21 protein-coding genes are annotated in these 24,461 nt (G+C 68.0%); 14 read left to right on the top strand and 7 right to left on the bottom strand.

Annotated elements, in window-relative coordinates; all coding sequences use genetic code 11:
* Window positions 1-31: 31 nt before the first annotated feature.
* Entirely contained in the window at window positions 32-1,264 is a 1,233-nt protein-coding gene (locus IAG39_RS15965; RefSeq protein ID WP_118932483.1) for an NAD(P)/FAD-dependent oxidoreductase, read from the bottom strand.
* 108 nt (window positions 1,265-1,372) lie between these two features.
* On the opposite strand from IAG39_RS15965, the gene IAG39_RS15960 reads away from it, so the two are divergent.
* The 6 genes from IAG39_RS15960 to IAG39_RS15935 all read left to right on the top strand — a co-directional run bounded on the left by IAG39_RS15960 (window position 1,373) and on the right by IAG39_RS15935 (window position 7,320).
* A complete protein-coding gene (locus tag IAG39_RS15960; RefSeq protein ID WP_118932449.1) occupies window positions 1,373-1,972 on the top strand; it encodes a GNAT family N-acetyltransferase in 600 nt (199 codons plus the stop codon).
* Window positions 1,973-2,041: 69 nt separating this feature from the next.
* Entirely contained in the window at window positions 2,042-2,512 is a 471-nt protein-coding gene (locus tag IAG39_RS15955; protein WP_059375963.1) for a hypothetical protein, read from the top strand.
* 320 nt (window positions 2,513-2,832) lie between these two features.
* Entirely contained in the window at window positions 2,833-3,552 is a 720-nt protein-coding gene (locus IAG39_RS15950) for a response regulator transcription factor (protein WP_059375961.1), read from the top strand.
* A gap of 4 nt (window positions 3,553-3,556) precedes the next feature.
* The gene (locus tag IAG39_RS15945) at window positions 3,557-4,432 is read left to right on the top strand and encodes an HpcH/HpaI aldolase/citrate lyase family protein (protein WP_118932450.1); all 876 of its coding nucleotides are present in this window, start codon (window positions 3,557-3,559) and stop codon (window positions 4,430-4,432) included.
* A gap of 91 nt (window positions 4,433-4,523) precedes the next feature.
* On the top strand, window positions 4,524-5,519 hold the full coding sequence (locus tag IAG39_RS15940; RefSeq protein ID WP_118932451.1) for a serine hydrolase: 996 nt from the start codon (window positions 4,524-4,526) through the stop codon (window positions 5,517-5,519).
* Window positions 5,520-5,688: 169 nt separating this feature from the next.
* Complete coding sequence (locus IAG39_RS15935) at window positions 5,689-7,320, top strand: ATP-binding cassette domain-containing protein (RefSeq protein ID WP_059375957.1); 1,632 nt, start codon at window positions 5,689-5,691, stop codon at window positions 7,318-7,320.
* A gap of 31 nt (window positions 7,321-7,351) precedes the next feature.
* Here IAG39_RS15935 and IAG39_RS15930 read toward each other — a convergent pair whose 3' ends face one another.
* Window positions 7,352-8,944, bottom strand: coding sequence for a sulfatase (locus tag IAG39_RS15930; protein WP_118932452.1), 1,593 nt, complete (start codon window positions 8,942-8,944; stop codon window positions 7,352-7,354).
* Window positions 8,941-9,903, bottom strand: coding sequence for a Bug family tripartite tricarboxylate transporter substrate binding protein (locus IAG39_RS15925; RefSeq protein ID WP_118932453.1), 963 nt, complete (start codon window positions 9,901-9,903; stop codon window positions 8,941-8,943). Before IAG39_RS15925 ends, IAG39_RS15930 begins: the two co-directional genes overlap by 4 nt.
* Window positions 9,904-10,045: 142 nt before the next feature.
* Here IAG39_RS15925 and IAG39_RS15920 point away from each other — a divergent pair, with 142 nt between their 5' ends.
* Window positions 10,046-10,996 carry a LysR substrate-binding domain-containing protein gene (locus IAG39_RS15920; RefSeq protein WP_118932454.1) on the top strand — a complete coding sequence of 317 codons (951 nt, stop codon included), beginning with the start codon at window positions 10,046-10,048 and terminating at the stop codon, window positions 10,994-10,996.
* On the opposite strand, the gene IAG39_RS15915 is transcribed toward IAG39_RS15920, so the two are convergent.
* Window positions 10,969-11,820: an IclR family transcriptional regulator gene (locus IAG39_RS15915; protein ID WP_059375946.1), complete on the bottom strand. Its 852-nt coding sequence runs from the start codon at window positions 11,818-11,820 to the stop codon at window positions 10,969-10,971. The two genes, IAG39_RS15920 and IAG39_RS15915, sit on opposite strands and share 28 nt — an antisense overlap.
* A gap of 125 nt (window positions 11,821-11,945) precedes the next feature.
* Here IAG39_RS15915 and IAG39_RS15910 point away from each other — a divergent pair, with 125 nt between their 5' ends.
* The 4 genes from IAG39_RS15910 (at window position 11,946) to IAG39_RS15895 (ending at window position 17,947) form a co-directional block, all read left to right on the top strand.
* Window positions 11,946-14,300, top strand: coding sequence for a cytochrome P450/oxidoreductase (locus IAG39_RS15910; protein ID WP_118932455.1), 2,355 nt, complete (start codon window positions 11,946-11,948; stop codon window positions 14,298-14,300).
* 233 nt (window positions 14,301-14,533) lie between these two features.
* Entirely contained in the window at window positions 14,534-15,397 is an 864-nt protein-coding gene (gene asd / locus IAG39_RS15905) for an archaetidylserine decarboxylase (RefSeq protein ID WP_059375944.1), read from the top strand.
* Between the two features lie 102 nt (window positions 15,398-15,499).
* Complete coding sequence (locus IAG39_RS15900; RefSeq protein WP_059375943.1) at window positions 15,500-16,726, top strand: alpha-hydroxy acid oxidase; 1,227 nt, start codon at window positions 15,500-15,502, stop codon at window positions 16,724-16,726.
* 60 nt (window positions 16,727-16,786) lie between these two features.
* Window positions 16,787-17,947, top strand: coding sequence for a metallophosphoesterase (locus IAG39_RS15895; protein WP_118932456.1), 1,161 nt, complete (start codon window positions 16,787-16,789; stop codon window positions 17,945-17,947).
* 10 nt (window positions 17,948-17,957) lie between these two features.
* On the opposite strand, the gene IAG39_RS15890 is transcribed toward IAG39_RS15895, so the two are convergent.
* Window positions 17,958-18,413 carry an Lrp/AsnC family transcriptional regulator gene (locus tag IAG39_RS15890; RefSeq protein WP_054454198.1) on the bottom strand — a complete coding sequence of 152 codons (456 nt, stop codon included), beginning with the start codon at window positions 18,411-18,413 and terminating at the stop codon, window positions 17,958-17,960.
* Between the two features lie 91 nt (window positions 18,414-18,504).
* On the opposite strand from IAG39_RS15890, the gene IAG39_RS15885 reads away from it, so the two are divergent.
* Entirely contained in the window at window positions 18,505-19,701 is a 1,197-nt protein-coding gene (locus IAG39_RS15885) for an MFS transporter (RefSeq protein ID WP_059375938.1), read from the top strand.
* Between the two features lie 7 nt (window positions 19,702-19,708).
* Here IAG39_RS15885 and IAG39_RS31595 read toward each other — a convergent pair whose 3' ends face one another.
* Together IAG39_RS31595 and IAG39_RS15875 are read right to left on the bottom strand one after the other, a co-directional pair.
* The gene (locus IAG39_RS31595; protein WP_223283311.1) at window positions 19,709-21,157 is read right to left on the bottom strand and encodes a diguanylate cyclase; all 1,449 of its coding nucleotides are present in this window, start codon (window positions 21,155-21,157) and stop codon (window positions 19,709-19,711) included.
* Between the two features lie 113 nt (window positions 21,158-21,270).
* Complete coding sequence (locus tag IAG39_RS15875; RefSeq protein WP_118932457.1) at window positions 21,271-22,092, bottom strand: MetQ/NlpA family ABC transporter substrate-binding protein; 822 nt, start codon at window positions 22,090-22,092, stop codon at window positions 21,271-21,273.
* A 159-nt stretch (window positions 22,093-22,251) separates the two neighbouring features.
* On the opposite strand from IAG39_RS15875, the gene rocD reads away from it, so the two are divergent.
* Window positions 22,252-23,487, top strand: a complete 1,236-nt coding sequence (rocD, locus tag IAG39_RS15870; protein ID WP_059375934.1) for an ornithine--oxo-acid transaminase — start codon at window positions 22,252-22,254, stop codon at window positions 23,485-23,487.
* Window positions 23,487-24,449: an arginase gene (gene rocF / locus IAG39_RS15865; RefSeq protein ID WP_118932458.1), complete on the top strand. Its 963-nt coding sequence runs from the start codon at window positions 23,487-23,489 to the stop codon at window positions 24,447-24,449. Before rocD ends, rocF begins: the two co-directional genes overlap by 1 nt.
* Window positions 24,450-24,461 lie beyond the last annotated feature (12 nt).

Genomic DNA, 24,461 nt, shown 5'->3' with positions numbered 1-24,461 from the left:
GCGCTTCTCGCGTCTCTTGCCGCGTACGGCCTCAGCGGCCGACGCGGTAAGGCGCCGGATCCATGTCCGGCGCCTGGCCCGTGATCATGCAGGCCAGCAGCTTGCCCGTCACCGGACCTAGCGTAAAGCCATGATGCGCATGGCCGAACGCCAGCCACAGGCCGGGATGGCGCGGCGCTGGTCCGATGACCGGCCGCATGTCCGGCATGCAGGGCCGGCAACCCATCCACGGTTCGCGCTCCACGGCCTCGCCCAGCGGCAGCAGCTGCCGCGCCAACGCCCGCGTGCGCTCGATCTGGATCGGTGAAGGCGGCGCATCGCGCGCCGCGAACTCGGCGCCCGTGGTCAGGCGCACGCCCAGCGTCATGGGCGTCACGACGAAACCGCTTTCGATGTCCGCCACCGGATGCGACAAGGTCGCGCCATCTTCCAATGCGTAATGCTGGTGATAGCCGCGCTTGACCGCCATGGGAATGCGATAGCCCAGCGGGCGCAGGATGTCCGGCGACCACGGGCCCAGCGCAACCACCACATCGCGGGCCTCGATCAGCCCTTGTTCTCCCAGCACCTGCCAACCCTGGCCAGATGGCTTGAGGCTGCGCGCGTCGCCGCGCGCGAGCACGCCGCCGCGCCGTTCGAACAAGGCCGCGTAGCCGCGCGTGACGGCGCCCGGGTCCGAAACGTTGACCGGATCCAGCCAATGCACCGCACCGGCCATGCGCGACAGCGAAGGTTCCAGCGCCGCCAGCGCCTGGCGGTCCAATACGCGGTAGTTCAGCCCGTACGGCGCGAGCGCCAGGGCCTCGGCCGCGGCCCTGGCCAGGCCGGCCTCGCTGCGTACGCCATCGATCCAGCCGCTGCGCCGGAACAGGCGCGAGATGCCGGCCTCGTCCTTGAGCGCGTCGTGCTCCGCGACGCAGCGCTCGATCAGCGGCAGCATGGCCTGGGTCGCGCGCGTCAGCCGCGACGGCGCCGAATGCCACCAGTAGCGCAGCAGCCATGGCGCGATGCGCGGCAGAAAGCGCGGGTGGTAGCTGACGTCCGGCGTATTGTTCCTGGCGTAGCGCCACAGGCTGCGCCAGTCGCGCGGGAAGGCATAGGGAATCACGCTGGCCCGTTCGATCAGGCCCGCGTTGCCGTAGCTGGTTTCCTCGCCAGGGCCGCGCCGGTCCAGCAGCACCACTGAACGGCCGCGCGCCGCCAGATGCAGGGCGGTGCTCACCCCGACGATGCCCGCACCCAGGACCAAGGCGTCTGTTTTCATGCGGCGCATTCTGCGCTTGCGTGCGGTATTCGGCAAGGGCGCGCGCGCGTAGAATCGCCTGCTGCACGCCCAGCCCTCCGCGCCCACGCTCCGATCAAGGAATACGTCATGACCAGCCCCCGCCTGCAACCCGTCACGCTCGCTGGCGAGGTCGTGCGCCTTGAACCGCTCACCGCCAGCCATGCCGAGCCGCTCGCGCAGGTGGGCCTGCACCCCGAGCTGTGGCGCCTGCAACCCGAACCCGTGCAGACGCTGGACGATATGCAGCGCTATGTCGACCGCGCGCTGGCCGGCCAGCGCGATGGCAACTGCCTGCCATTTGTCATCGTGCGGCAGGACAACGACCAGGTCATCGGCGCAACGCGCTATATGGACATCGCGCTGGCGCACAAGCGCCTGGAGATCGGCGGCACCTGGCTCACGCCCGCAAGCCAGCGTTCCGGCGCCAATACCGAGGCCAAGTTCTTGCTGTTGCAGCACGCCTTTGAAACAATTGGTATCATGCGCATCGTATTCAAGACTGAACTGAGCAATATGCAATCGCGCCAGGCCATCCTGCGGATCGGCGGCGTGGAGGAAGGCGTGTTCCGCAAGCACCTGATCGCGCAATCGGGGCGCGCGCGCGACATGGTCTACTTCGCGATCCTCGACGAGGACTGGCCAGCCGTCAAAGCGCGCTTGCTGATGCGCATGCGCCGCGCCGGATAGCGCGCATCGCCCGCTCTTTTCGCAGCTTGTCCGGGCCGCCAGGCCTGCCCCGCACTATTGAAGCCAGTTATGCAACAGACCTACGCCGCGCCAGCGCGTCACACGATATACATCTACACCGAGGAACAGCGCGGCAACCAGCTGGTCGAGTCGCTGGTGATCGGCATGCTGTCCGACATATCGGGGTCCGACAAGCTCGTGGTGGTGCAGGATCCGCACAGCGGCTTGAAGTTCGTCTACCGCATCGATCACGACAGCAGCAATCTGGACGCCGCGGCAATCACCGAACAGGATGCGGCCGTTTTCAATGGCAAGACCTCGGTCCAGATCAACTCCATGACCTATCGCCTTGGCACCGCCGAGAACGCGATGAAATTGCTGCGCGGCAAAAATGAGTGGATTCAGGACAAGGGCGCGGTGCTGTCCGTGCTGCTGCAGAACGCCGCTGCCCGCAAGACCCGCTTCGCCCCGCCGCGCATCGAGCGCGACCGCATGCGCAAGGTGCCGCCGGGCGTTGCCGTCGAACACCTGTCTACATAAAAAGCACAGTATCCACAGGGCCGGCCTTATCCACAATTTCTGTGGATAAAAAAGCCTCGAACCCCTGGCTGATGGCCGTTCGGCCGATGCGCAACGGGCTGCTCATTTTTTGACCAGCTGAAAATTGGCCGGCGCCCGGCTGCCATCCTTGATTCTTGACGCGGCGCCGCAGGGGCGATGATGATATTCTCCGCAAGCGCGCGATACGAAAAATATCGCGCCAGCGGACTCCCCCTATACAAGAAGACCCACATACAAGGAGCGGACAGCGTGTTTGCATTCGAAGCTCCCTGCGCGCAACCGCTGACGCCGGAATCGCCGTGACCATCATCATCGTCGACGACCACGGAGACTGGCGCGACACCATCGCTGAATACATCGAGGATCTGGGCCTGGACCGCAGCATCCTCACCGCCGGCTCGCTCGCGGAGCTGGACCAACTGTTGCTCACCGTGACGCCAGGCATCCTCGTGCTGGACGCCATGCTGCCCGACGGGGACGCGCTGACCCGCGTCTCGCACCTGCGGACATCCTTCCCGTCGATGGGCATCATCATGCTCACCGGCCGCCTCTTGAGTGAAGACAAGGTCTCGGGCCTGAGCCTGGGCGCCGACCACTACCTGACCAAACCCGTCAACCTGGCCGAGCTCGGCGCCACGCTGGTGTCGCTGTCGCGCCGCCTGCGGGTGGTGCCGGCGGGCGACGCCGACGCTCCGGAATCCGATGCCTGGCGCTTCGATCCGTCCCGGCGCACGCTGGTGTCGCCGCAGCAGGTCAGCGTGGACATCACCGATACCGAAAGCCGGCTGATCGGCGCGCTGATCCAGGCCGCGCCGCTGCCCCTGTCGCGCGGCCGCCTGATCGAGGCGCTGGGCGCCAGCGTGGAGGCCTACGATACCCACCGGCTGGACGCCCACATGCACCGCCTGCGGCGCAAGCTGCGCGCGCAGGCCGGCGGCGACATGGGCATACGCACGGTGTACGGCGTGGGCTATGTCTGCACCACGCCTGTGCAGATCGTCGGCAACGCCAAGTACTGAAACCATGACTCCTGCCATCCGACCCCGCCGTTCCGTACTCTATATGCCTGGCGCCAACGCGCGCGCGCTGGACAAGGCGCGCAGCCTGGACGCCGATGTCCTGATCCTCGACCTGGAGGATGCCGTCGCGCCCGATGCCAAGGCGCAAGCCCGCGAGCAAGTCGCCGCGGCCCTGCGCGCTGGCGGCTATGGCCGCCGCGAATGCGTGGTGCGCATCAACGCGCTGGACACGGCATGGGGCCTGGACGACGTCAGGGCCATTGCCCAGGCGGGCGCGGACGCGGTGCTGCTGCCCAAGGTGCAGTCCGCCGCCGAGCTCGACGCGCTCGCGCGAGCGCTGGACGCGGCGGGCGCGCCAGCCAGCCTGCCCTTGTGGGCCATGGCCGAAACACCCTTGGGATTTTTGCGGCTGGACGCCATCGCCTCCGGCCATCCGCGGCTGGCGGCCATCGTCGTCGGCACCTCGGACCTGGTGAAGGATCTGCACGCGCGGCATACGCCGTCTCGCGAAGAAACCCTGCTGGCACGCTCGATGGCGGTGATGGCGGCGCGGGCCCACGGCCTGGCGGCGCTGGACGGCGTGCACCTGGACCTGCATGACGACACCGGCCTGGCGGCGGCTTGCAGGCAGGGACGCGACCAGGGCTTCGATGGCAAGACGCTCATCCATCCCAAGCAGATCGCGGCGGCCAACGCCGCCTTTGCGCCCTCGGCAGAAGAACTCGCCGCCGCGCGCAAGCGCCTGGACGCCTGGCGCGCCGCGCAGGCCGCGGGCCTGGGCGTGGCCGTGGTCGACGGCGCGCTGGTGGAAAACCTGCATGCGCGCGAAGCGGAGCGCGTGCTGGCGCTGGCCGAGGCCATCGCAGACGCGCACCAGTGACAACGGCGCCAACCGCAGTAATATCGGCTTTCAAATGCATATTGCTGGTAACGCCCTGCCGGGCGCGTGGCCGGCGTATCGGGGAGCGCTCGTGACGCTGATCTTGCGGCAAATGTCGATCTCATTCTGCGTGGCGGCTTTGTGGGCCGCCACGGCGGCGGGCTTGCCGGCGCCGGCGCGCGCCCAGGCTGCCAATTTCCATCCTTGCAATTCCCAGCCTTCCCTGCCGATGTGCCTGCATGGCTACGGCAAGCGCATCGCCGTGCAGCGCTGGGGCGCGCAGCCCGACCCGCTGGACCCGGACGCGGCCGCCAACGCCTCGCTGGTCACGCGCGACCCGGCCAAGGAAATCGGCAAGCTCAAGTCCAGCACGATCCTGGTGCAGGACATGGACACGTCCGAAGTCCTGTTCGCGCGCAACGAGGACGCCGTGCGGCCCATCGCTTCCATCACCAAGCTCATGGCGGCGCTGACGCTGGTCAAGGCCGGCCTGCCGATGGACGACATCATCACCATCGACGCCAGCGACACCCGCTCCACCAGCGAGTTGCCCTCGCGCCTGACGGCCGGCACCAAACTGAGCCGCGCCGATCTGCTGCGCCTGGCGTTGATCCCTTCCGAAAACAGCGCCGCGCAGGCGCTGGGACGCACCTATACCGGCGGCACCGCGGCTTTCGTCGCGGCGATGAACGCCGAGGCCCGCGCGCTGGGCATGACCGATTCCAGCTTCGCCGAACCTAGCGGCCTGTCCAACGAAAACCAGTCTTCGGCCAGGGATCTGGTCAAGTTGCTCGCGGCGATTTCCGCCCAGCCGCTGTTGCGGCAATACACCGGCGAGACCAGCTACCAGGCCGCCGGCCAGACCTTCCGCAACACCAACATCCTGGTGGGCCGTCCGCAATGGGACATCCTTGTGTCCAAGACCGGCACCACACGCGAAGCCGGCGATTGCCTGGTGATGGCGGTCAAGGTCGGCAAGCGCAACCTAGCCATGGTGCTGCTCAACGCGCAGGGCATCAACGGCTCGCGCTTCGGCGACGCGGTGCGCCTGCGCCGGGTGCTGGACAGCCGGTACGCCTCGCGCTGACGGGCGGCATCGCGCGCCTGGGTCGCCAAGCCCGGTACAATACCCGCCTTTGACGCGGAACGAACGCCCGTTCCGTCCGCCTGCCGCGCTGCCCGAGCGCCCTGCTTCCCCACCTTCTTCTCTGCGCCTGGCCGGCGGGAATCCTGCCGCGTCCCCTGTTGCACCACCCATGATCCGCTTCCAACAAGTTTCACTCATGCGCGGCGTCAAGCCCTTGCTAGACAAGGTCGACCTGCTGCTCAACCCCGGCGACAAGATCGGCCTGATCGGCGCCAATGGCGCCGGCAAGTCCAGCCTGTTCGGTCTCTTGCGCGGCACGCTGCACGCGGACCAGGGCGACCTGGACTATCCGGCCAGCTGGCGCATGGCCTATGTGGCGCAGGAAACGCCCGCGCTGGACCGGCCCGCCATCGAGTACGCCATCGACGGCGACGTCACGCTGCGCAAGCTGGAGGCGGAACTGGCGCAGCTGGAAGCCGAACCCGAAAGCACCGAGAACGGCCTGCGCATGGCCGACATCTACGCCGCGCTGGCCGACGCCGACGCCTACACCGTGCATTCGCGCGCCGAACAGCTGCTGACCGGCCTGGGCTTCACGCAGGCGCAGATGCACCTGCCGCTGACGAGCTTTTCCGGCGGCTGGCGCATGCGCCTGAACCTGGCGCAGGCGCTGATGTGCCCGTCCGACCTGCTGCTGCTGGACGAGCCCACCAACCACCTGGACCTGGACGCCATCATCTGGCTGGAAGACTGGCTCAAACGCTACCCAGGCACGCTCATCGTCATCTCGCACGACCGCGACTTCCTGGACGGCGTGGTCAACGTCATCGTCCATATCGACGAACGCAAGCTCAAGCGCTATTCGGGCAACTACTCGTCCTTCGAGCGCCAGCGCGCCGCGCAGCTGGAGCTGGCGCAAGGCATGCTGGAAAAGCAGATGCGCCAGCGCTCGCACCTGCAATCCTTCATCGACCGCTTCAAGGCCCAGGCCAGCAAGGCGCGCCAGGCGCAGAGCCGCATCAAGGCGTTGGCCCGCATGGAAGAAGTCGCGCCGCTGCGCGCGGCGGCCGAGTTCTCGTTCGAGTTCCGCGAGCCCTTGCGTGCGCCCAACCCGCTCTTGACCATGGACGCGGTCAGCGCCGGCTATCGCATCGCGGACGAGGAAACGGAAGTCGAGTCCGACAAGATCATCGTGTCGGGCATCAATTTTTCGCTGCAGGCGGGCCAGCGCATCGGCCTGTTGGGCATCAACGGCGCGGGCAAGTCCACCTTCATCAAGACCATCGCGGGTGAACTCGCAACGCTGGCCGGCGAAGCGCAGTTCAACAAGGGGCTGTCCATCGGCTACTTCGCCCAGCACCAGGTGGAGATGCTGCGCCATGACGAATCGCCGCTTTGGCACATGACGAAGATCGCGCCCACCGTGCGCGAGCAGGAGCTGCGCAACTTCCTGGGCAGCTTCAATTTCAACGGCAACATGGCCACCAGTTCCATCGCACCGTTCTCCGGTGGTGAAAAGGCGCGCCTGGCGCTGGCCCTGATCGTCTGGCAGCGTCCCAACCTGCTGCTGCTGGACGAGCCCACCAACCACCTGGACCTGGAAACCCGCGAAGCGCTGACCACCGCGCTGGCGCAGTTCGAAGGCACGCTGATGCTGGTGTCGCACGACCGCCATCTGCTGCGCGCCACCACCGATGAATTCATCATCGTGGCCGACGGCGAGGTCAGCCCCTTCGACGGCGACCTGGACGACTACAAGGACTGGCTCTACAAGACCAAGCTGGCCGCCAAGGCCGCTTGAAGCCAGGCGCGGGCGGCCTGCCCGCGCCACGTCACGCCAGCGCGCTGGGATAGGGGCTGGTGTCGATGTGTTCCAGCATGCCGTAGGCCAGCCGCTCCAGCAGCCGCGCACGGTCGGCGGCGTGCGCCGGATCGTCCCACAGGTTGCGCAGCTCGTGCGGGTCCTGGTTCAGATCGTAGAGCTCACCCCAGCGCGCGCCATCGTAGACCGTAGCGCGAAAGCCGTCGGCCAGCAGCGTGCGGCAGCGGATGCGGCTGTTGAAGCCGAGTATCACGCGCTGCCCTTCTTCCTCGATCATCAGCGCGTCGCGCACGCCGGCCTCGCGTCCGCCGATGAGGCCGGCCATGTCGCGCCCCTGAATGCCGTTGTAGGGCTGCACGCCGGCGCGCGCCAGCACCGTGGGCGCGACGTCGATGGTGCTGAGCAAGGCATCGCTGGCCGCGCCCGCCGTCCGCGCCGCAGCCGGGTCTCGCCAGATGAAAGGCACGCGGGTCAGGCCGCGGTAGTGGATCGGCCCCTTCAGCATCAGCTGATGGTCGCCCAGGTAGTCGCCATGGTCGCTGGTGAAGATCACCACGGTGTTGTCGGCCAGCCCCTGCGCATCGAGTTCGGCCAGTACCCGGCCGATCTGGTTGTCGATGTTGGCGATCGACCCATAGTTCAGCGCCAGCGCTTCGCGCGCCTCGCGCTCGTTGCACGAAAAGATCGCGGGCGTATGCTTGACCGCCGTACCGGCGTCGCGCTGCGCGCGCAGCCAGGCCACGTGCGGCGGCGGCGTGCCCTGGCCGTGGAACGACGCGGGCAGCTCCATGTCCTCGGGCTTGTGCAGATCCCAGAACCGCCCTGGCGGCGTGAAGGGATGGTGCGGATCCGGAAACGAGCATTGCAGGAAGAACGGCTGCCCGGATGCCGCATAGCCGCGCAGCGCTTCGATGCTGCGGTCGGCGATGTAGGCCGTGGGATAGAGTTCTTCGGGCACGCGCGTGCGCCAAGCCTGGCGGATGCGCGTCAGCTCGTATTCCGGCGCGGGGATGGCATGCGCGGGGCCGATCAGCGCCTCGATCTCCGGATGCTCGCGGCGCAGCCAGCGCCGGTAGTGGCCATGCACGTCGTCGCTGTGATCGTCGACCAGGTCCACGCGCTCGAAACCATAATAGGGATAGCTCAGCTCGTGGTCGGCGCGTTCCAGCCACAGCTTGCGCTGCTCCTGGTCGTAGCGGCCGGCGTCCGGTTCGACCGCCTCGCGCGGCAATCTGTCTTCAGCGCGCACCGGCCAGGAAGGCGAAATGTCGGTCATGTTCTGCAAGTGGACCTTGCCGACCAGCGCGGTGCCGTAGCCGGCCTCGCGCATGGCTTCGACGAAGGTGCGGCTGCGCAGCGACAGCGCGATGCCGTTGTGGCGCGCGCCGTGCGCGGACGGGTAGCGGCCGGTCATCAGGCTGGCGCGATTCGGCATGCAGATGGGCGTGGCCACGTGCATGTTGTCGGCGCGCCATCCGGACGCGGCCAGGCGGTCCAGGTTGGGCGTGCGGACCACGCGGTTGCCATAGGCCCCCAGATGGTCGGCGCGGTGCTGGTCGGTAATGAACAGCAGGAAGTTGACGGGCTTCGCAGCGGACGTCATTGCTTCGCTCCCGACATCTCCACGGCGGAGCGCCAGGCCGGCATGTCGCGCTTGATCATGTCGCCGAAGGCCTGCGGCGTCATGTAGATCGGCACCATGCCCAGGGGCTGCAAGGCCTGCGCGAACGCGCTGTCGGTCAGCACGGCCTCCAAATCCGAGTTCAGCTTCTTCACCACCGCGGGCGGCGTGCCGGCGGGCGCGAACAGGCCGATCCAGGAACGCACGGCGACGCCTGCGGCCACGTCCGAGAACAGCGGCACATCGGGCAGCGCCGCGTACTTTTCAGTATTGGCCACGCCCAGCACCTTGACCTTGCCGGACGCGAGGAACGGAATGGCGGGTGCGATGCCGCCTATCATCAGCGGCACGTGGCCCGCGACCAGGTCGGCCATCGCCGGCGCGGCGCCCTTGTATGGCGCATGCACCACGTCCAGGCCGGCAGCGTGCTTCAACTGTTCCATCGCCAGTTGGTGCACCGTGCCCAGGCCGGGCGAGCCATAGGTGTACTTGCCGGGATTGGCCTTGATCAGTTTGACGGCATCGGCCAGCGTCGATGCCGGAAACTCGGCATTGGCCAGCAACACCACCACGTTGTCCGCCACCAGGCCGACCGGCGCGAAATCGCGCACCGGGTCATACGGCAGGCTGGAATACAGCGCACTGTTGATGCCGTGCGTATTGGTGGTGCCCATCAGCAGCGTGTAGCCGTCGGGCGCGGCGCGCGCCACCATGGACGCGGCAATGTTGCCGCCCGCGCCCGGCTTGTTCTCCACCACCAGCGTGTAGCCGCGAGGCTCCAGGCGCTGCGCCAGTTGGCGCGCCAGCACGTCCACCGCGCCGCCAGGCGAGAACGGCACCACGATCTGCACGGGCCGCGCCGGGTAGGCATCCGCCGCCGCCGCCGTACCCGCAATGCCACAGGCCCAGCTCGCGGCCAGGGCCATCCAGAACCTCTTCATGAATCGTCTCCATCCCGGCGTCCTTCCCGGCCCAGCCTGGGGAACGCCTGTCTCTCGTAGAGCGGCAAGTATGCCTAGCGCCCGGTGCCGGCGTGAAATGAAATAAACTGAACGATTCATAACCATTTGAATATGAATCGCCATGTCAGAGCGCACCGGCGCCCATCTCAAGCGGCGTCATGCCGAACTGTTGGTCGCGCTCGACGACGAACGCCACCTGGGACGTGCGGCCGAGCGCCTGCACATGTCCCAGCCCGCCGCGTCCAAGGCGCTGGCGCAGCTGGAGGAACAGGTGGGCTACGCGCTATTCGAGCGCGGAACCCAGGGTACCCTGCCGACAAATGCCGGAATGGTTATGATCCGCCACGCCCGGCACAGCCTGGGCGCGGCCCAGCGCGTGGCGGCCGAATTGCGGGCCGCCGAAGAACGCGGCGCCAGCCTGCTGCGCCTGGGCACCCTGCCCTCGGCCGCGCCCCGGCTCGCGCCGCAGTTGATCGCGCATCTGCTGGGCCTGGCGCCGCGGCTGGAAGTGAAACTGGTGGAAGGCGCGCTTGGCGAACTCATGGACAGGCTGGCGCGCGACGAGCTGGACATCGTGCTGGGCCGCCTGGGCAGCCGCCTGCTGCCCGCGGACTGCGAGGTGATCCGCCTGCACGAAGAACCTATCCTGGTGGTGGCGCGCCCCGGCCATCCGCTGGCCGCAAGCCAGGCACTGGAGGCCGTCGAACTGGCGCGCTGGCCCTGGGTACTGCCGCTGGAAGCCACCATGATGCGCGAGCGCCTGGACGAGGCTTTCGTGCATGCCGGATCGCGCCCGCCAGATTCCAGCATCCAATCCAATTCGCTGCTGGCCACCCTCGCCCTGCTGGCCCAGGACGACCGCCTGGCGGCCCTGCCCCAGGCAATTGCGCGCTACTGCGAACGCCAGGGCAGCGTGGCCGTGCTGCCGCTGCGGCTGGACGCCAACTTCGGCGCCATCGGCGCCGTGGTCAACCGCAACACGGCCGGCATGCCGGTGGTGCAGGCGGCAATGGCGTGGCTGCGCGGCTTGCCGGAAAACACGAATCAGGCCGCGCCGGGCCCGGGCGCCTGATAACCCAGCAGCACGCTAGCCGCTTCGGCTTCGCGCCGTACCGCCTGCGCGATCGGGCCGTCCGCCGAGGCGTCGAATCCGCCCGTCGCGCCCAGCGCGGTCAGCGCGGCGCAAGGCCGGCCGTTGTGGTCCAGCAGCGGCGCCGACACCGCGCTGATGCCCTTCAAATTAGTGTCGCGCACCGTGGCGCAGCCCTCGGCCAGCACCTGGCGGCGCAGGCGGCCGATCGGGTCGGCGGCGTCCAGCAGCGCCCGCATGTCGGCAGGCGCGCGCGTCAATTCGGCCTCGGCAAGCGCCCGCACCCGCGCATCGTCCTGCATGGCGAGGAACACCCGTCCGGTGGCGGACCAGAGCATGGACAGCACCGAACCCATGCGCACGTTGACCGTCACCGGCAGGCCCGGTTCCTCGAAACGCACGATGGTCGGCCCCTTGTTGCCCATGACCGCGATGAAGCAGGTCACTTCCAGGCCTTCGCGCAGGCGCACCAGGCTGGGCTCGGCCAGGCGGATGGGATCGGCCTGGCGCAGCGCGGCCAGGCCCAGCAGCATCGCTTCCAGTCCCAGGCAGTACTGTTGAGTGGCGGCATCCTGCGCCACCAGCCCTGCTTCCATCAGGCTGACCAGGTAGCGGTGCACCTTGGCGGGGCTTTCGTCCACGTGCGCCGCCAGCAGCGTCAGGCTGGCGCGGCCGCCCAGCCGACCCAGCCCCTTCAGCACCGCCATGCCGGTTTCGGCGGCCTGCACGCGCTGGCGCCGTTCACGCGGACGGGGCGCGTCGGTAGTCTGAACGGGCACGGAGGAAGGTTCGGGAGTCTGGGTCATGGGCGCGGGGTCATGGCGCGATAAGGGATCTGCCTAGCGGCTGCGGATGCAGCCCGGAGATTACCCCAATTGAATAATTACGCAATGCGTATATGATTTACGCAATTGTAATCCGGAGCGACGACATGGGCCACCCAACCACCCCTGCAACCACCGCGCCCGCCAATACCGGCGGCTGTCCGATAGACCACGCCGCGCTGGCGCGCGCCCAGGCCTGTCCGGTCAGCCCTCGCGCCGCGGAATTCGATCCTTTTGGCGACGGCTATCAGCAGGATCCGCCCGAGTACGTGCGCTGGGCGCGCGAACAGGAACCCGTGTTCTACAGCCCCAAGCTGGGCTATTGGGTGGTCACCCGCTACGACGACATCAAGGCCGTGTTCCGCGACAACCACACCTACAGCCCCTCGATCGCGCTGGAAAAGATCACGCCCACTGGCCCCGAGGCCAACGCCGTGCTGGCCAGCTACGGCTACGCGATGAACCGCACCCTGGTCAACGAGGACGAGCCGGCCCACATGCCGCGCCGCCGCGTGCTGATGGACCCGTTCACGCCGGACGAGCTCAAGCACCACGAACCCATGGTGCGGCGCCTGACGCGCGAATACGTGGACCGCTTCATCAACGACGGCCGCGCCGACCTGGTCGACCAGATGCTGTGGGAAGTGCCCTTGACGGTTGCCCTGCACTTCCTGGGCGTACCCGAGGAAGACATGGATCTGCTGCGCAAGTACTCCATCGCGCACACCGTCAACACCTGGGGCCGGCCCAAGCCGGAAGAACAGGTGGAAGTGGCGCATGCGGTGGGGAACTTCTGGCAGTTGGCGGGCAAGATCCTGGACAAGATGCGCCAGGATCCCGACGCCCCGGGCTGGATGCAGTACGGCATCCGCAAGCAGAAGGACCATCCCGAGGTCGTCACCGACTCCTACCTGCACTCGATGATGATGGCGGGCATCGTCGCGGCGCATGAGACCACCGCCAACGCCTCGGCCAATGCCATCAAGCTGCTGCTGCAGCACCCCGACGCCTGGCGCGAACTGTGCGAGGACCCCGGCCTGCTGCCCAACGCGGTCGAGGAATGCCTGCGCCACAACGGCTCGGTCGCGGCCTGGCGTCGCCTGGCCACGCGCGACACCGAGATCGCCGGCGTGGCGATTCCCGCGGGCGCCAAACTCCTGATCGTGTCGTCGTCGGCCAACCACGACGAGCGCCATTTCGCCGACGCCGATTTCTTCGACATCCGCCGCGACAACGCCAGCGACCAGCTGACCTTCGGCTATGGCGCGCACCAATGCATGGGCAAGAACCTGGCGCGCATGGAGATGCAGATCTTCCTGGAAGAGCTGACGCGCCGCCTGCCGCACATGCGCCTGGCCGAACAGCAGTTCACCTACGTGCCGAACACCTCGTTCCGCGGCCCGGAACATCTGTGGGTGGAATGGAATCCGGCCGACAACCCCGAGCGCCGCGACGCCGCCCTGCTGGATCAGGTGCAGCCGGTTCGCATCGGCGAGCCTTCCACCCACGCCATCAGCCGCAAGCTGGTCGTGACCGAGGTCACGGCCGCGGCCGACGGCATCGCGCGCATCCGGCTCGAATCGCCCGATGGCAAGCCGCTGCCGCGCTGGACGCCCGGCTCGCACATCGACCTCGAATGCGGCGACACCGGCCTGTCGCGCCAATATTCGCTCTGCGGCGATCCGGCCGCCGCGCATGCACTGGAGATCGCCGTGCTCAAGGAAACCGCGGGCCGCGGCGGTTCCGCCTGGATCCACCAGCACCTGCGCGCGGGCAGCAGCGTGCGCGCACGTGGCCCGCGCAACCATTTCCGCATGGACGACAGCGCCAAACGCCTGATCCTCATCGCCGGCGGCATAGGCATCACGCCCATCAGCGCCATGGCGCGCCGCGCGCGCGAACTGGGCCAGGATTACGAACTGCACTACAGCGGCCGCTCGCGCGCCAGCATGGCCATGCTGGACGAACTGCAGCAACTGCACGGCGCGCGCCTGCATCTGCACGTCAGCGACGAAGGCAGCCGCAACGACTTCGGCGCCCTGCTGTCCCGCCCCGAGGCCGGCGTCCAGATCTACGCCTGCGGTCCGGAGCGCATGCTGGATGCCCTGCAGGTCGCCTGCGCCGCCTGGCCCGAGGACAGTCTGCGCGTGGAGCACTTCCATTCCACGCTCGCCACGCTGGACCCGTCCAAGGAACATGCCTTCGAGGCCGAGTTGAAGGACTCCGGCATCGTCGTGCAGGTGCCTGCCGACCAGACCCTGCTGAGCGCGCTGCGCGGCGCCAATATCGACGTGCAGAGCGACTGCGAGGAAGGACTCTGCGGCTCCTGCGAGGTGCGCGTGCTGGGCGGCGCGGTCGATCACCGCGACGTGGTGCTGACCCGCGCCGAGCGCGAGGCCGGCAACCGCATGATGGCCTGCTGCTCCCGCGCCCAGGGCAAGCGCATCGTGCTGGAGCTGTAGGGGCTGGCGTGCCAGCAATGCCGCGCGCTTGCGCCTGGCGTCGCAGGCACGCATTCATATGCCTGAAGTGCGCCTGAAAGCGGTAGAATTCACCCCTCTGCTCATCACCACGTCGTCCCGCTGCAACGCGGGACGACGTTTTTTGACGCGGCCAGTCCCGGGCTTGAAGGCGGGCCCACTGCGGGCCGGCCCATGCCGCGGCCGGCCGCGGGGTAATTTCTCAGCGCTCCTAGATGCCGATCAAAGACCAACTATTCCTCGCCAGCCAGTATCTCGCCCCTCACCATCTGGTGTCGCGGCTCTTCGGGTACGCGTCCGACTGCCGGGAACCCGCGGTCAAGAACTGGATGATCTCGCGCTTCGTCCGCCGCTATGGCGTGGACATGCGCGAAGCGCTGCAGGAAGACCCGCTGGCCTACGATTGCTTCAACGACTTCTTCACGCGGGCATTGAAGGAAGACGCGCGGCCGCTGGACGACGAGCCGGGCTCGGTGGTGTGTCCCGCCGACGGCGCCATCAGCCAGATGGGCGCGATCGAACATGGCCGGATCTTCCAGGCCAAGGGCCACAGCTACGGCCTGGCCGACCTGCTGGGCGGCGACACCGAGCGCGCAGCCCCGTTCCAGGGCGGCGAATTCGCCACCATCTATCTGTCGCCCAAGGATTACCACCGCGTGCACATGCCGGTCGCAGGCACCCTGCGCGAAATGGTCCACGTGCCTGGCCGCCTGTTCTCAGTCAATCCGCTGACCGCCCGCAACGTGCCGCGCCTGTTCGCGCGCAACGAGCGCGTGGTGTGCATCTTCGACACCGAGCACGGCCCGATGGCGGTGGTGCTGGTGGGCGCGATGATCGTCGCCTCCATCGAGACGGTGTGGGCCGGCCTGGTCACGCCGCACAAGCGGCGTGTCAAAGCCACCCGCTACGATGACGCGGCGCGCGCCCCGATCCATCTGGCCAAAGGCGCGGAAATGGGCCGCTTCAAGCTGGGCTCCACCGCCATCGTGCTGTTCGGCCCCAACCAGATCCGCTGGGCGGATACGCCCTCTGTGCTGGGTCCGGTGCGCATGGGCGAACTGATGGCGCTGCCCGCGTAGTTTCCGGGCAGCTCTTCGCTTAAATCGAAATTGGATGTCTGGTTTTATTCGCTTTATGCGATGAATCGGCGTTGCTAGATTACGGGCTTTTGCCGGCCCGCCATGACATCCCTGCTCTCGACCACCGCCAGTCCCCGCGCCGCCTCGGCCGACCGCCCCTTGCCGCGCGCGCTGGCGCGCATGCTGTCGCTGGACGACTTCGAGGCGGCCGCGAAACGCCGCCTGCCGCGGCCGATCTTCGGCTATGTCGCGGGCGCGGCCGAAGACAACCAGTCCCTGCGCGGCAACCGCAACGCCTTTGCGCAGTACGCGTTTTCCCCGCGCGTGCTGGTGGACGTGTCGCGCCGCACGCAGCAAACCGAGCTCTTTGGCCGCCGCTATGCCTCGCCCTTCGGCATTGCCCCGATGGGCATCAGCGCGCTGTCGGCCTACCGCGGCGACATCGTGCTGGCGCGTGCCGCGCGTGAGCAAGGCATACCCGCCATCCTCAGCGGCACCTCGCTTATCCCGTTGGAAGACGTCATCCGCGCAGCGCCCGGCACCTGGTTCCAGGCCTATCTGCCGGGGGATCCGCAGCGCATCGACGCGCTGGTCGAACGCGCCCGCCACGCCGGCTACGAAACGCTGGTGCTGACGGTGGACATCCCCGTGTCGGCAAACCGCGAAAACAACGTGCGCACCGGCTTCTCCACGCCGCTCAAGCCCAGCCTGCGCCTGGCCTGGGACGGCCTGACGCGGCCGCGCTGGCTGGCCGGCACGTTCATGCGCACGCTGCTGGCCCATGGCATGCCGCATTTCGAAAACTCCTTCGCGACGCGCGGCGCGCCGATCGTGTCGTCGTCGGTGCTGCGCGACTTCAGCGCGCGCGACCACCTCAGCTGGGAACATGTGGCGCGCATCCGCCGCCAGTGGCCGGGCACGCTCATCATCAAGGGCATCCTGCACCCGCAGGACGCGGCGCTGGCGCGGCAGCATGGCGCCGACGGCATCATCGTGTCGAACCATGGCGGCCGGCAACTGGACGGCGCGGTCTCGCCGCTGCGCGCCCTGCCCGGCGTGGTCGCCGCCGCCGGCAACATGACCGTGATGATGGATAGCGGCGTGCGCCGCGGCAGCGACGTGCTCAAGGCGCTGGCGCTGGGCGCAAGCTTCGTCTTCGTCGGACGGCCCTTCAACTACGCGGCGGCGGTCGGCGGCGAAGCCGGCGTGGCGCATGCAATCGGCCTGCTGCGCGCCGAGGTCGACCGCAACATGGCGATGCTGGGCATCAACCATGTGCGGGAGATGGGGCCGGATTTGCTCGTGCGGGAGAATCCGCACGCGGCATAGAATGACGGTTCCCTTGCCACGCGCGCCGCGGCTTTCCGCCCGGCGCGCCCCAGAGTCGCCGTGTCCCTACGCCAATCCTCATTCTTCCTGCGCTTCCTGACCCTGGGCGCCCTGGCTCACGTCTACGTGGGCGCCCGCCTGATCCCCGACGCCCAACTGGGCGGAGCGGGTTCCGCCGCCGCCATCCTTGCCTTGCTGCTGTCCTGCATCCTGATTCCGCTGGGGATGCTGGGGCGTTCTTCCGTGCACCCGCCCTGGGGCGACCGCATCGCCTGGGTCGGGCTGTTCGCGATGGGCCTGTTCTCGTCCCTGTTCGTGCTGACGGTGCTGCGCGACGCGCTGCTGCTGGCGGCGGGGCTGGCGGATCTGCTCATCGGCGCCGGTCTGCCTTGGACCGCGCTGCGCCGGGCCAGCGCCTGGACCGTGCCCCTACTGGCTCTCGCCGCGACCTTGGTCGGCCTGTACAACGCCCGCAAGCGGGCGCGCGTGGTCGATGTGGACGTGCCCATCGCCGGGCTCGCGCCCGACCTGGACGGTTTCACCATCGTGCAGATCAGCGACATCCACGTCGGCCCGACCATCAAGAAACGCTACGTGCAGGCCATCGTCGACGCCGTCAATGAACAGCTGCCGGACATGATTGCGATCACTGGCGATGTGGTCGACGGCAGCGTCGAGCAGCTTTCCGCCCAGGCCAGCCCGCTGGGTCAGCTGCGCGCGACCCACGGGGTTTATCTGGTGACCGGCAACCATGAATACTATTCGGGCGCCACGCCCTGGATCGCCGAGTTCCGCCGCATGGGGCTGCGCGTGCTGATGAATGAACACGTGGTCATCCACCCCGCCGGCCTGCCCGTGGTGGTGGCGGGCATCACCGACTACAGCGCGGGTTCGTTCGATCCGCAGCAGCGCAGCAGCCCCAAGGCGGCGCTGGCGGGCGCGCCCGCCGATGCCATGCCCCGGATACTGCTGGCGCACCAGCCGCGCAGCGCGGCGGCCGCCGAGCCGCTGGGCTATACCCTGCAATTGTCCGGCCATACGCATGGCGGACAATTCTTCCCCTGGGGTTTCTTCGTGCGGTTCCAGCAGCCCTATACGGCCGGCCTGCATCGCCTGGGCAAGATGTGGATCTACATCAGCCGCGGCACGGGCTATTGGGGACCGCCCAAGCGCCTGGGCGCGCCCTCCGAGATCACGCGCCTGCGGCTGCGCGCGGCTTGAGCGGCGCGGCTCAGCCGTTGTCCGGCAAGGGACCGCGCTCCAGATAGCTGGTCAAGGCGATGTCGCTGGTGGTGTTGGTGATGCCGTCGATCTGATGGATGCGGGCCAGCAGCGCCTCCAGCGCCTGCGTGTCGCGCACGCGCACTTTCAGCAGCATGGCACTCTTGCCGGTGATGGTGTGGATCTCTTCCACCTCGGTCAGCTCGGCCAGCCCCAGCACCTGCTGCGTAATGGTCCAGTTGTTGGTGTCCACGTGCACGAAGGCCAGCAGCGGCCGGCCGATGCGCGCGCCATCCAGCTTGGCGGCGATGCCTTTTATCAGGCCGTCGCGCTTCAGACGCTTGACCCTTTCATGCACGGCCGGGGCGGAGAGGTTCAGCATTTTGCCCAGTTCGGCGTAGCTGGGGGAGGCATCGTCGGCCAGCAGCGTTAATAGCTTTCGGTCGCGGTCGTCAAGATCAGGCATTGGAATTGGGTTCTGCCGAACGGCATTCGAACTTTTATGGAATAAGGAAATATAAGCGTTAACCCTTATTTTATTCCAATAAAATTTCGCGATGCAGAACCGTAGCACCCGCAGCGCCCGCCCCGCCTCGTCCGTCCCCGCCCTGATGTTCGCCGTCAGCGTCGTAGGCTCCAACGGTCTGGCGCTCAGCCCCATCCTGAGCGACGTGGCGCGCTCTTTTTCCACTTCCCCGCTGACCATCAGCACCGCCATTTCCGCGTATGGCGCGGCCACCGCCGCCAGCGCCTTCTTTTTGGCCGCCCGCATCGACCGCATCGGCGTGCGCCGTTCGCTGCTGGGCGCGATGGCGGTGCTGATCGCCGCGCTGATCTTGTCCGCCTGCGCGCCGCACTGGATCGTGCTGACGCTGGCGCAAGCCCTGGCAGGCGCCGCGGCGGGCGTCATCCTGCCCGCGGCCTATGGATCGGCCGCGCTGATCGCGCCGCCCGGCCAGGAGGCGCGCACCCTGGGCCGCGTCATCGCGGGTTGGTCCGTGTCGCTGGTGGCGGGCGTGCCGCTGTCCGCGCTCATCTCCGACGCCGTGGGTTGGCGCGCCACCTACGCCACGCTGGCGCTCTGCGCCGCCATCGCCGTGCTCGGGCTGCGCCAGCTGCCGGAGCGCCGCGCCGAGAATCCCGCGCCGCTGCGCCTGTCGCGCCTGCTGGCGCCGTTGTCCTATCGCGACGTGCCCGCTTTGCTGCTGGGCTGCCTGGCGTTCTCGTCGGCCTTCTATGGCGTGTATGCCTTCCTGGCCGACCATGTGCGCGGCCTGCTGGGGCTATCCGCGGGACAGGTAGGCTTCATCGCTTTCGCCTACGGCGCAGGGTTCCTGCTGGCCGGGGTAGCTGGCGCGCCGCTGATCGAGCGGCTGGGGCCGCGCCGCGCCCTGCCGATGGCGTTGGGCGTGATCGCGCTGGTGTATCTGGGGCTGCTGCCGGCCGCGCATGCGTTGAGCGCGGTGCTTGCCATCGCCACCCTCTGGGGCGCGGCCTCGCAACTGAGCCTGAACCTGCTGGTGCTGCTGCTGTCGCGCGCCCGGCCCGAAGAGCGCGGCGCGGTGCTGGGGCTGAATACCTGCACCACCTACCTGGGCGCAAGCGTCGGCACCGCGATCGCCGGCACCATCTACACCCACGCGGGGTTCGAAGCGCTGGGCTTGGCCGCGGCCTGCGCCCTGGCCGCCGCGGCGCTAGGCCTGCATTGGCGCCTGAACGGCCGGCGCGCGGCGGGCGGCCAGGCGGCTGCCTGAGCGCCCCTCAGCTCCGGTACTCCACCGCGCAATCCCTACCCGACCGCTTGGCCTGATATAGCGCGAAATCCGCACGGCGCAGCACGTCCGACGCGGTGGCGTCGCCAGGTAGAAAGCTCGCGATGCCGCCGCTGACCGACAGCGTCACCACCGCCCCGTCGATATCCGCCGGATGCTGCCTCAGGCTGGCGCGCAGGCGCTCGCAGATCGCGCGCGCCACCGCCGCGTCGGCGTCCGCCAGCAGCACCAGGAATTCCTCGCCGCCCAGCCTTCCTGCCGAATCGCCCTCGCGCAGACAGGCGCGCAGTTGATCGCAGAAGTGCCTCAGCGCCACGTCACCCCCCAAGTGCCCATAGCGGTCGTTGACCTGCTTGAAGTAATCCAGGTCCAGCATCAGCGCGGTGGTCGGCCCGCCCGCGCCACGGCGGCCGTCGGCCAGGCGTTCTTCCATGCGCTTGAGGATTTCGGCGCGGTTCCAGCAGCCGGTCAGGCTGTCCACCCGGGCCATGCGCTCCAGCGCGGCTTCCGCGCGCCGGCTTTCAGTGATGTCCATGCCCAGGTTCACGACCTTGCCGTCGGGCAACTTGACGTTGGACCAAAGCACCGACAGTTGCTCGCCGTCGCGTGTGCGCGGCTGCCATTCGCGGAACGAGCGTTCGGGCCGCGCGACGACGCTGTCCATCGCGCGATCCCGTACCGCCGGATCGGGGTAAAACAGCGCAAACGGGTTCGAGCTCAGCTTGATCTCGGCTTCGGACCAGCCGAAGCGCCGCACACAGGCGTCGTTCCACAGCGTGCAGCGGCCGTCCTGGTCGAAGGCGTTGATCAGCACCGGCGCCGACCGGAACAGCGCGCCGAACTGCGCAATGACTTCGTTTTGGCGCGCCAGCTCGCTTTCGCGCGCGGCCGCGCCCAGCACGGCGTGCTGCGCGAAGCTGGCCAGTATGGCTTGCGCGTTGGCGTGGGCTGACGCATCGGCCAGCTCGCGCCTGAAGAGAAAGGCGATGTGGCCGCAGGCGACTCCATTCCCGTCGAAGAGCGTACGCGCCACGCAGGCCCGCACGCCGGCCTCGAGCAGCCAGGGATGGTCTTGCCGCAAGTCTCGCAGACACGCCTGCGAGGTCTGATCCGCCAGCCGCGCATGCAAGGCGTCGCCCGCGCCCGCGGGATCGGCCGCCAGGCCCGCGCCGCAACTGACGCTGGCGATCAGCTCCGTCCCGTCGCCGGCATCGTGCAGCCGCACCCAGGCGTAGTCCACGCCCATGTCCGCGACCGCGCGGTTGACCAGCGTATCGAAAAAACCGGCCTGCGGCCCCGCTGCGAGGATCGCGCTGGCCGCAGCCAGGATGCGGCCGTCATCGACGGGCAGGACCTGGGCATGGGCGGCATCGTCGGGCGATGGAATACGCATGGCTTGGGGCTCGAAAGTAGAGGGCGCGCCCTGCGGAGCAGCCATGGCGGCGCCTGATCTCCGGGCGGGAGGAAAATTGGGGCCAGTATACGAGCTATCTCTGAGCCGAACTGCCAAGAATCGTCAACGCCCGCCCCCCCTCGGCTCGCCGCGCCGCGCTACCAGGGAAAGTCGATCAGGTCGCCATAAAGGCTGCGCAGCTTGGCCTTCACTTCGGCCGAGTTCTGGTAGATCGAAATGAACTTCAGCAGGCGCGGATCCTGCGCGCCGGCCGGCGTGGCCACCCAGCGGATGGCATAGCGCCGCACATTGGCCGGATCGGTGTTGTCAAAGGCCAGGCCGTCCTTCTCGTTCAAGCCGGCCTGCTTGGCGAAGGTGGTGTAGGTGACGGACGCGGTCACGTCATCGAAGGTGCGCGCGGACTGGGAGCCTTCGATCGCCACGAACTTCAGCTTCTTGGGGTTCGACACCACGTCCTCCAGCGCGGCCTGGTGCGCCACGCCGGGCTTGAGCTTGATCAGGCCGATGGATTCCAGCAGCAACAGCGCCCGGCCGGTGTTGACCGGGTCGTTGGGAACCGCAATGGTCGCGCCCTCGGGCATCGCGTCGCCCTTCTTCAGCTTCTTGGAAAACAGGCCGATGGTGGTGGAATAGCCGTAGGCGATGGGCTTGAGGTCAGCGCCGCGGCGCTGGTTGAAGAGTTCCAGGAAGGGTTCATGCTGGAAGAAGTTCGCGTCCACCGAACCGTCGGCGACCGCGATGTTGGGCAACACCCAGTCGTTGAATTCCACCAGCTTGACCTCCAGGCCTTCCTTTTGGGCCTGGGCGATGGCGATCTCGGTGGCGGCATTGGCCACGCTGGGGATCACGCCGATGCGCAGCGGCTTGTCCTGCGCCATGGCGGCGGAGGCGCAGGCCAGCGCCAACCCGGCCGTGGCCGCGCAGCGGGTGAATTTCAGTAGCAGTTTGTGCAACAACATGAGGACCATCCAGGTAGGAAAACAGGGCATCGCCCCGCGCAGCCGCTATTGTGCAGCAGCCCGCGGCATCGCCCGGCAATGGCCTTTGTCACGCAATGGCAATGCCGCGGACCGGATTGCGGCGCTAAGATGGCTGCAATACCTCCTCGGGAGACGCTCATGAGCGCGGTATTGAACACCCAGCCGGGCGCACAGTCCGCCGCCAGCCACCGCGACCGCGTGGAAGACCAGCTCGGCGCGCACAACTACCATCCGCTTGACGTGGTCATCGCGCGCGGCAGCGGCGTCTGGCTCTACGACGTGGACGGCCGCAAGTACCTGGATTGCCTGTCGGCCTACTCCGCCGTCAACCAGGGGCATTGCCATCCCGCCATCCTGGCCGCCATGGCCGAGCAGGCGCAAAAGCTCACGCTGACCTCGCGCGCCTTCCGCCACGACCAGATGGCGCCGTTCTACGAAGACCTGGCGCGCCTGACCGGAGCGCACAAGATCCTGCCCATGAACAGTGGCGCGGAAGCCGTGGAAACCGCCATCAAGGCCGTGCGCAAATGGGGCTACGAAGTGCGCGGCGTGCCGGAGAACCAGGCCGAGATCATCGTCTGCGCCAACAACTTCCATGGCCGCACGCTTGGTATCGTGGGCTTCTCTACCGACCCTGACGCCTATGGCCACTATGGGCCGTTCGCGCCGGGATTCAAGATCGTTCCTTTCGGCGACTACGAGGCCTTCGACGCCGCCATCACGCCCAACACCGTGGCATTCCTGGTGGAACCGATACAGGGTGAAGCCGGGGTAGTCCTGCCGCCTGCGGGCTATTTCGCGCGGGTGCGCCAGCGCTGCACCGAGCGCGGCATCACGCTGATCCTGGACGAGATCCAGACCGGCCTGGGCCGCACCGGCAAGCTGCTGGCAGAAGAGCATGAAGGCATCGAAGCGGACGTCACCTTGATCGGCAAGGCGCTGTCGGGCGGTTTCTACCCCGTGTCGGCGGTGCTGTCCAACGCCGACGTGCTGGGCGTGTTCCAGCCCGGCCAGCACGGCAGCACCTTCGGCGGCAACCCGCTGGCCTGCGCCATCGCGCGCGCCGCGCTGCGCGTGCTGATCGAGGAAGGCATGATAGAAAACGCGGCCGCCATGGGTTCCTACTTCCTGGACCGCCTGCGCACCCTGCCGGGTCCCGTGCGCGAAGTGCGCGGACGCGGCCTGATGCTGGCTGTGGAACTGGAGCCCGACGCCGGCGGCGCGCGCCTGTGGTGCGAACGCCTGCAGGCACGCGGGATGCTGGTCAAGGATACGCACGGCCACACGCTGCGCCTGTCGCCGCCGCTGATCGTGACGCGCGAACAGATCGACTGGGCCTGCGACCAATTGAGCGCGGTATTATCCGCCACTTGATGCCCCCTACCGGAGTCCGCGATTTGCAGAACACCGCCAACCTGCCCCACCACATCACCCTGATCGGCGCGCCCACCGACATCGGCGCCGGCGCGCGCGGCGCGTCCATGGGGCCTGAAGCCCTGCGCGTGGCGGATCTGGGCCCGGTCATCGAGGCCCAGGGTTTCCAGGTGACCGACCGCGGCAACCTCTACGGCCCGGCCAATCCCTGGCTGCCGCCGGTGGACGGCTATCGCCACCTGGACGAAGTCGCCGCCTGGAACCGCGCGGTGCACGACGCCGTCCATGAGGAATTGAGCCAGGGCCGCCTGCCCATCCTGCTGGGCGGCGACCACTGCCTGGGCATAGGCTCGATCAGCGCGGTCGCGCGCCATTGCCGCACGGCGGGCAAGAAGCTGCGCGTGTTGTGGCTGGACGCCCATGCCGACTTCAATACCAACGCGCTCACCCCCACCGGCAACATCCACGGCATGCCGGTGGCCTGCCTGTGCGGCTACGGCCCGGCGCAGATCACGGGCCTGTCCGGCCAGACGCCCGACATCGAGCCGGGCTGGGTGCGGCAGATCGGCATCCGCAGCGTGGACCAGGGCGAAAAGCGCCTGGTGCATGAGGCCGGGCTGGAAGTCTTCGACATGCGCTACCTGGACGAAATGGGTATGCGCGCCACCATGGAAGCAGCCCTGTCCGGGCTGGACGCCGATACCCATCTGCACGTGAGCTTCGACGTGGATTTCCTCGACCCGGAAATCGCCCCCGGCGTGGGCACCACCGTCCCCGGCGGCCCCACCTACCGCGAGGCGCAGCTGTGCATGGAAATGATCGCCGACACCGGCCTGATGCGGTCGCTGGACGTGGTGGAACTGAACCCTGCCTTCGACGTGCGCAACAAGACCGCGGAACTGGCGGTGGACCTCATCGAAAGCCTGTTCGGCAAGTCCACGCTGATGCGCCGCGGTTCCTGAGCCCCATGCACA

The organism is Achromobacter xylosoxidans (genome assembly GCF_014490035.1).
GTDB lineage: Bacteria > Pseudomonadota > Gammaproteobacteria > Burkholderiales > Burkholderiaceae_B > Achromobacter > Achromobacter bronchisepticus_A.
The sequence above is the reverse complement of the archived record's forward strand: the minus strand, read 5'-3'. Positions and strand labels throughout refer to the sequence as shown.

Excerpts from the sequence above, each read along its gene's own strand:
- IAG39_RS15965 (WP_118932483.1), bottom strand. The coding sequence starts at position 1,264 with ATGAAAACAGACGCCTTGGTCCTGGGTGCGGGCATCGTCGGGGTGAGC.
- IAG39_RS15960 (WP_118932449.1), top strand. The coding sequence starts at position 1,373 with ATGACCAGCCCCCGCCTGCAACCCGTCACGCTCGCTGGCGAGGTCGTG.
- IAG39_RS15955 (WP_059375963.1), top strand. The coding sequence starts at position 2,042 with ATGCAACAGACCTACGCCGCGCCAGCGCGTCACACGATATACATCTAC.
- IAG39_RS15945 (WP_118932450.1), top strand. The coding sequence starts at position 3,557 with ATGACTCCTGCCATCCGACCCCGCCGTTCCGTACTCTATATGCCTGGC.
- IAG39_RS15935 (WP_059375957.1), top strand. The coding sequence starts at position 5,689 with ATGATCCGCTTCCAACAAGTTTCACTCATGCGCGGCGTCAAGCCCTTG.
- IAG39_RS15930 (WP_118932452.1), bottom strand. The coding sequence starts at position 8,944 with ATGACGTCCGCTGCGAAGCCCGTCAACTTCCTGCTGTTCATTACCGAC.
- IAG39_RS15925 (WP_118932453.1), bottom strand. The coding sequence starts at position 9,903 with ATGAAGAGGTTCTGGATGGCCCTGGCCGCGAGCTGGGCCTGTGGCATT.
- IAG39_RS15920 (WP_118932454.1), top strand. The coding sequence starts at position 10,046 with ATGTCAGAGCGCACCGGCGCCCATCTCAAGCGGCGTCATGCCGAACTG.
- IAG39_RS15915 (WP_059375946.1), bottom strand. The coding sequence starts at position 11,820 with ATGACCCAGACTCCCGAACCTTCCTCCGTGCCCGTTCAGACTACCGAC.
- IAG39_RS15910 (WP_118932455.1), top strand. The coding sequence starts at position 11,946 with ATGGGCCACCCAACCACCCCTGCAACCACCGCGCCCGCCAATACCGGC.
- asd (WP_059375944.1), top strand. The coding sequence starts at position 14,534 with ATGCCGATCAAAGACCAACTATTCCTCGCCAGCCAGTATCTCGCCCCT.
- IAG39_RS15900 (WP_059375943.1), top strand. The coding sequence starts at position 15,500 with ATGACATCCCTGCTCTCGACCACCGCCAGTCCCCGCGCCGCCTCGGCC.
- IAG39_RS15890 (WP_054454198.1), bottom strand. The coding sequence starts at position 18,413 with ATGCCTGATCTTGACGACCGCGACCGAAAGCTATTAACGCTGCTGGCC.
- IAG39_RS15885 (WP_059375938.1), top strand. The coding sequence starts at position 18,505 with ATGCAGAACCGTAGCACCCGCAGCGCCCGCCCCGCCTCGTCCGTCCCC.
- IAG39_RS31595 (WP_223283311.1), bottom strand. The coding sequence starts at position 21,157 with ATGGCTGCTCCGCAGGGCGCGCCCTCTACTTTCGAGCCCCAAGCCATG.
- IAG39_RS15875 (WP_118932457.1), bottom strand. The coding sequence starts at position 22,092 with ATGTTGTTGCACAAACTGCTACTGAAATTCACCCGCTGCGCGGCCACG.
- rocD (WP_059375934.1), top strand. The coding sequence starts at position 22,252 with ATGAGCGCGGTATTGAACACCCAGCCGGGCGCACAGTCCGCCGCCAGC.
- rocF (WP_118932458.1), top strand. The coding sequence starts at position 23,487 with ATGCCCCCTACCGGAGTCCGCGATTTGCAGAACACCGCCAACCTGCCC.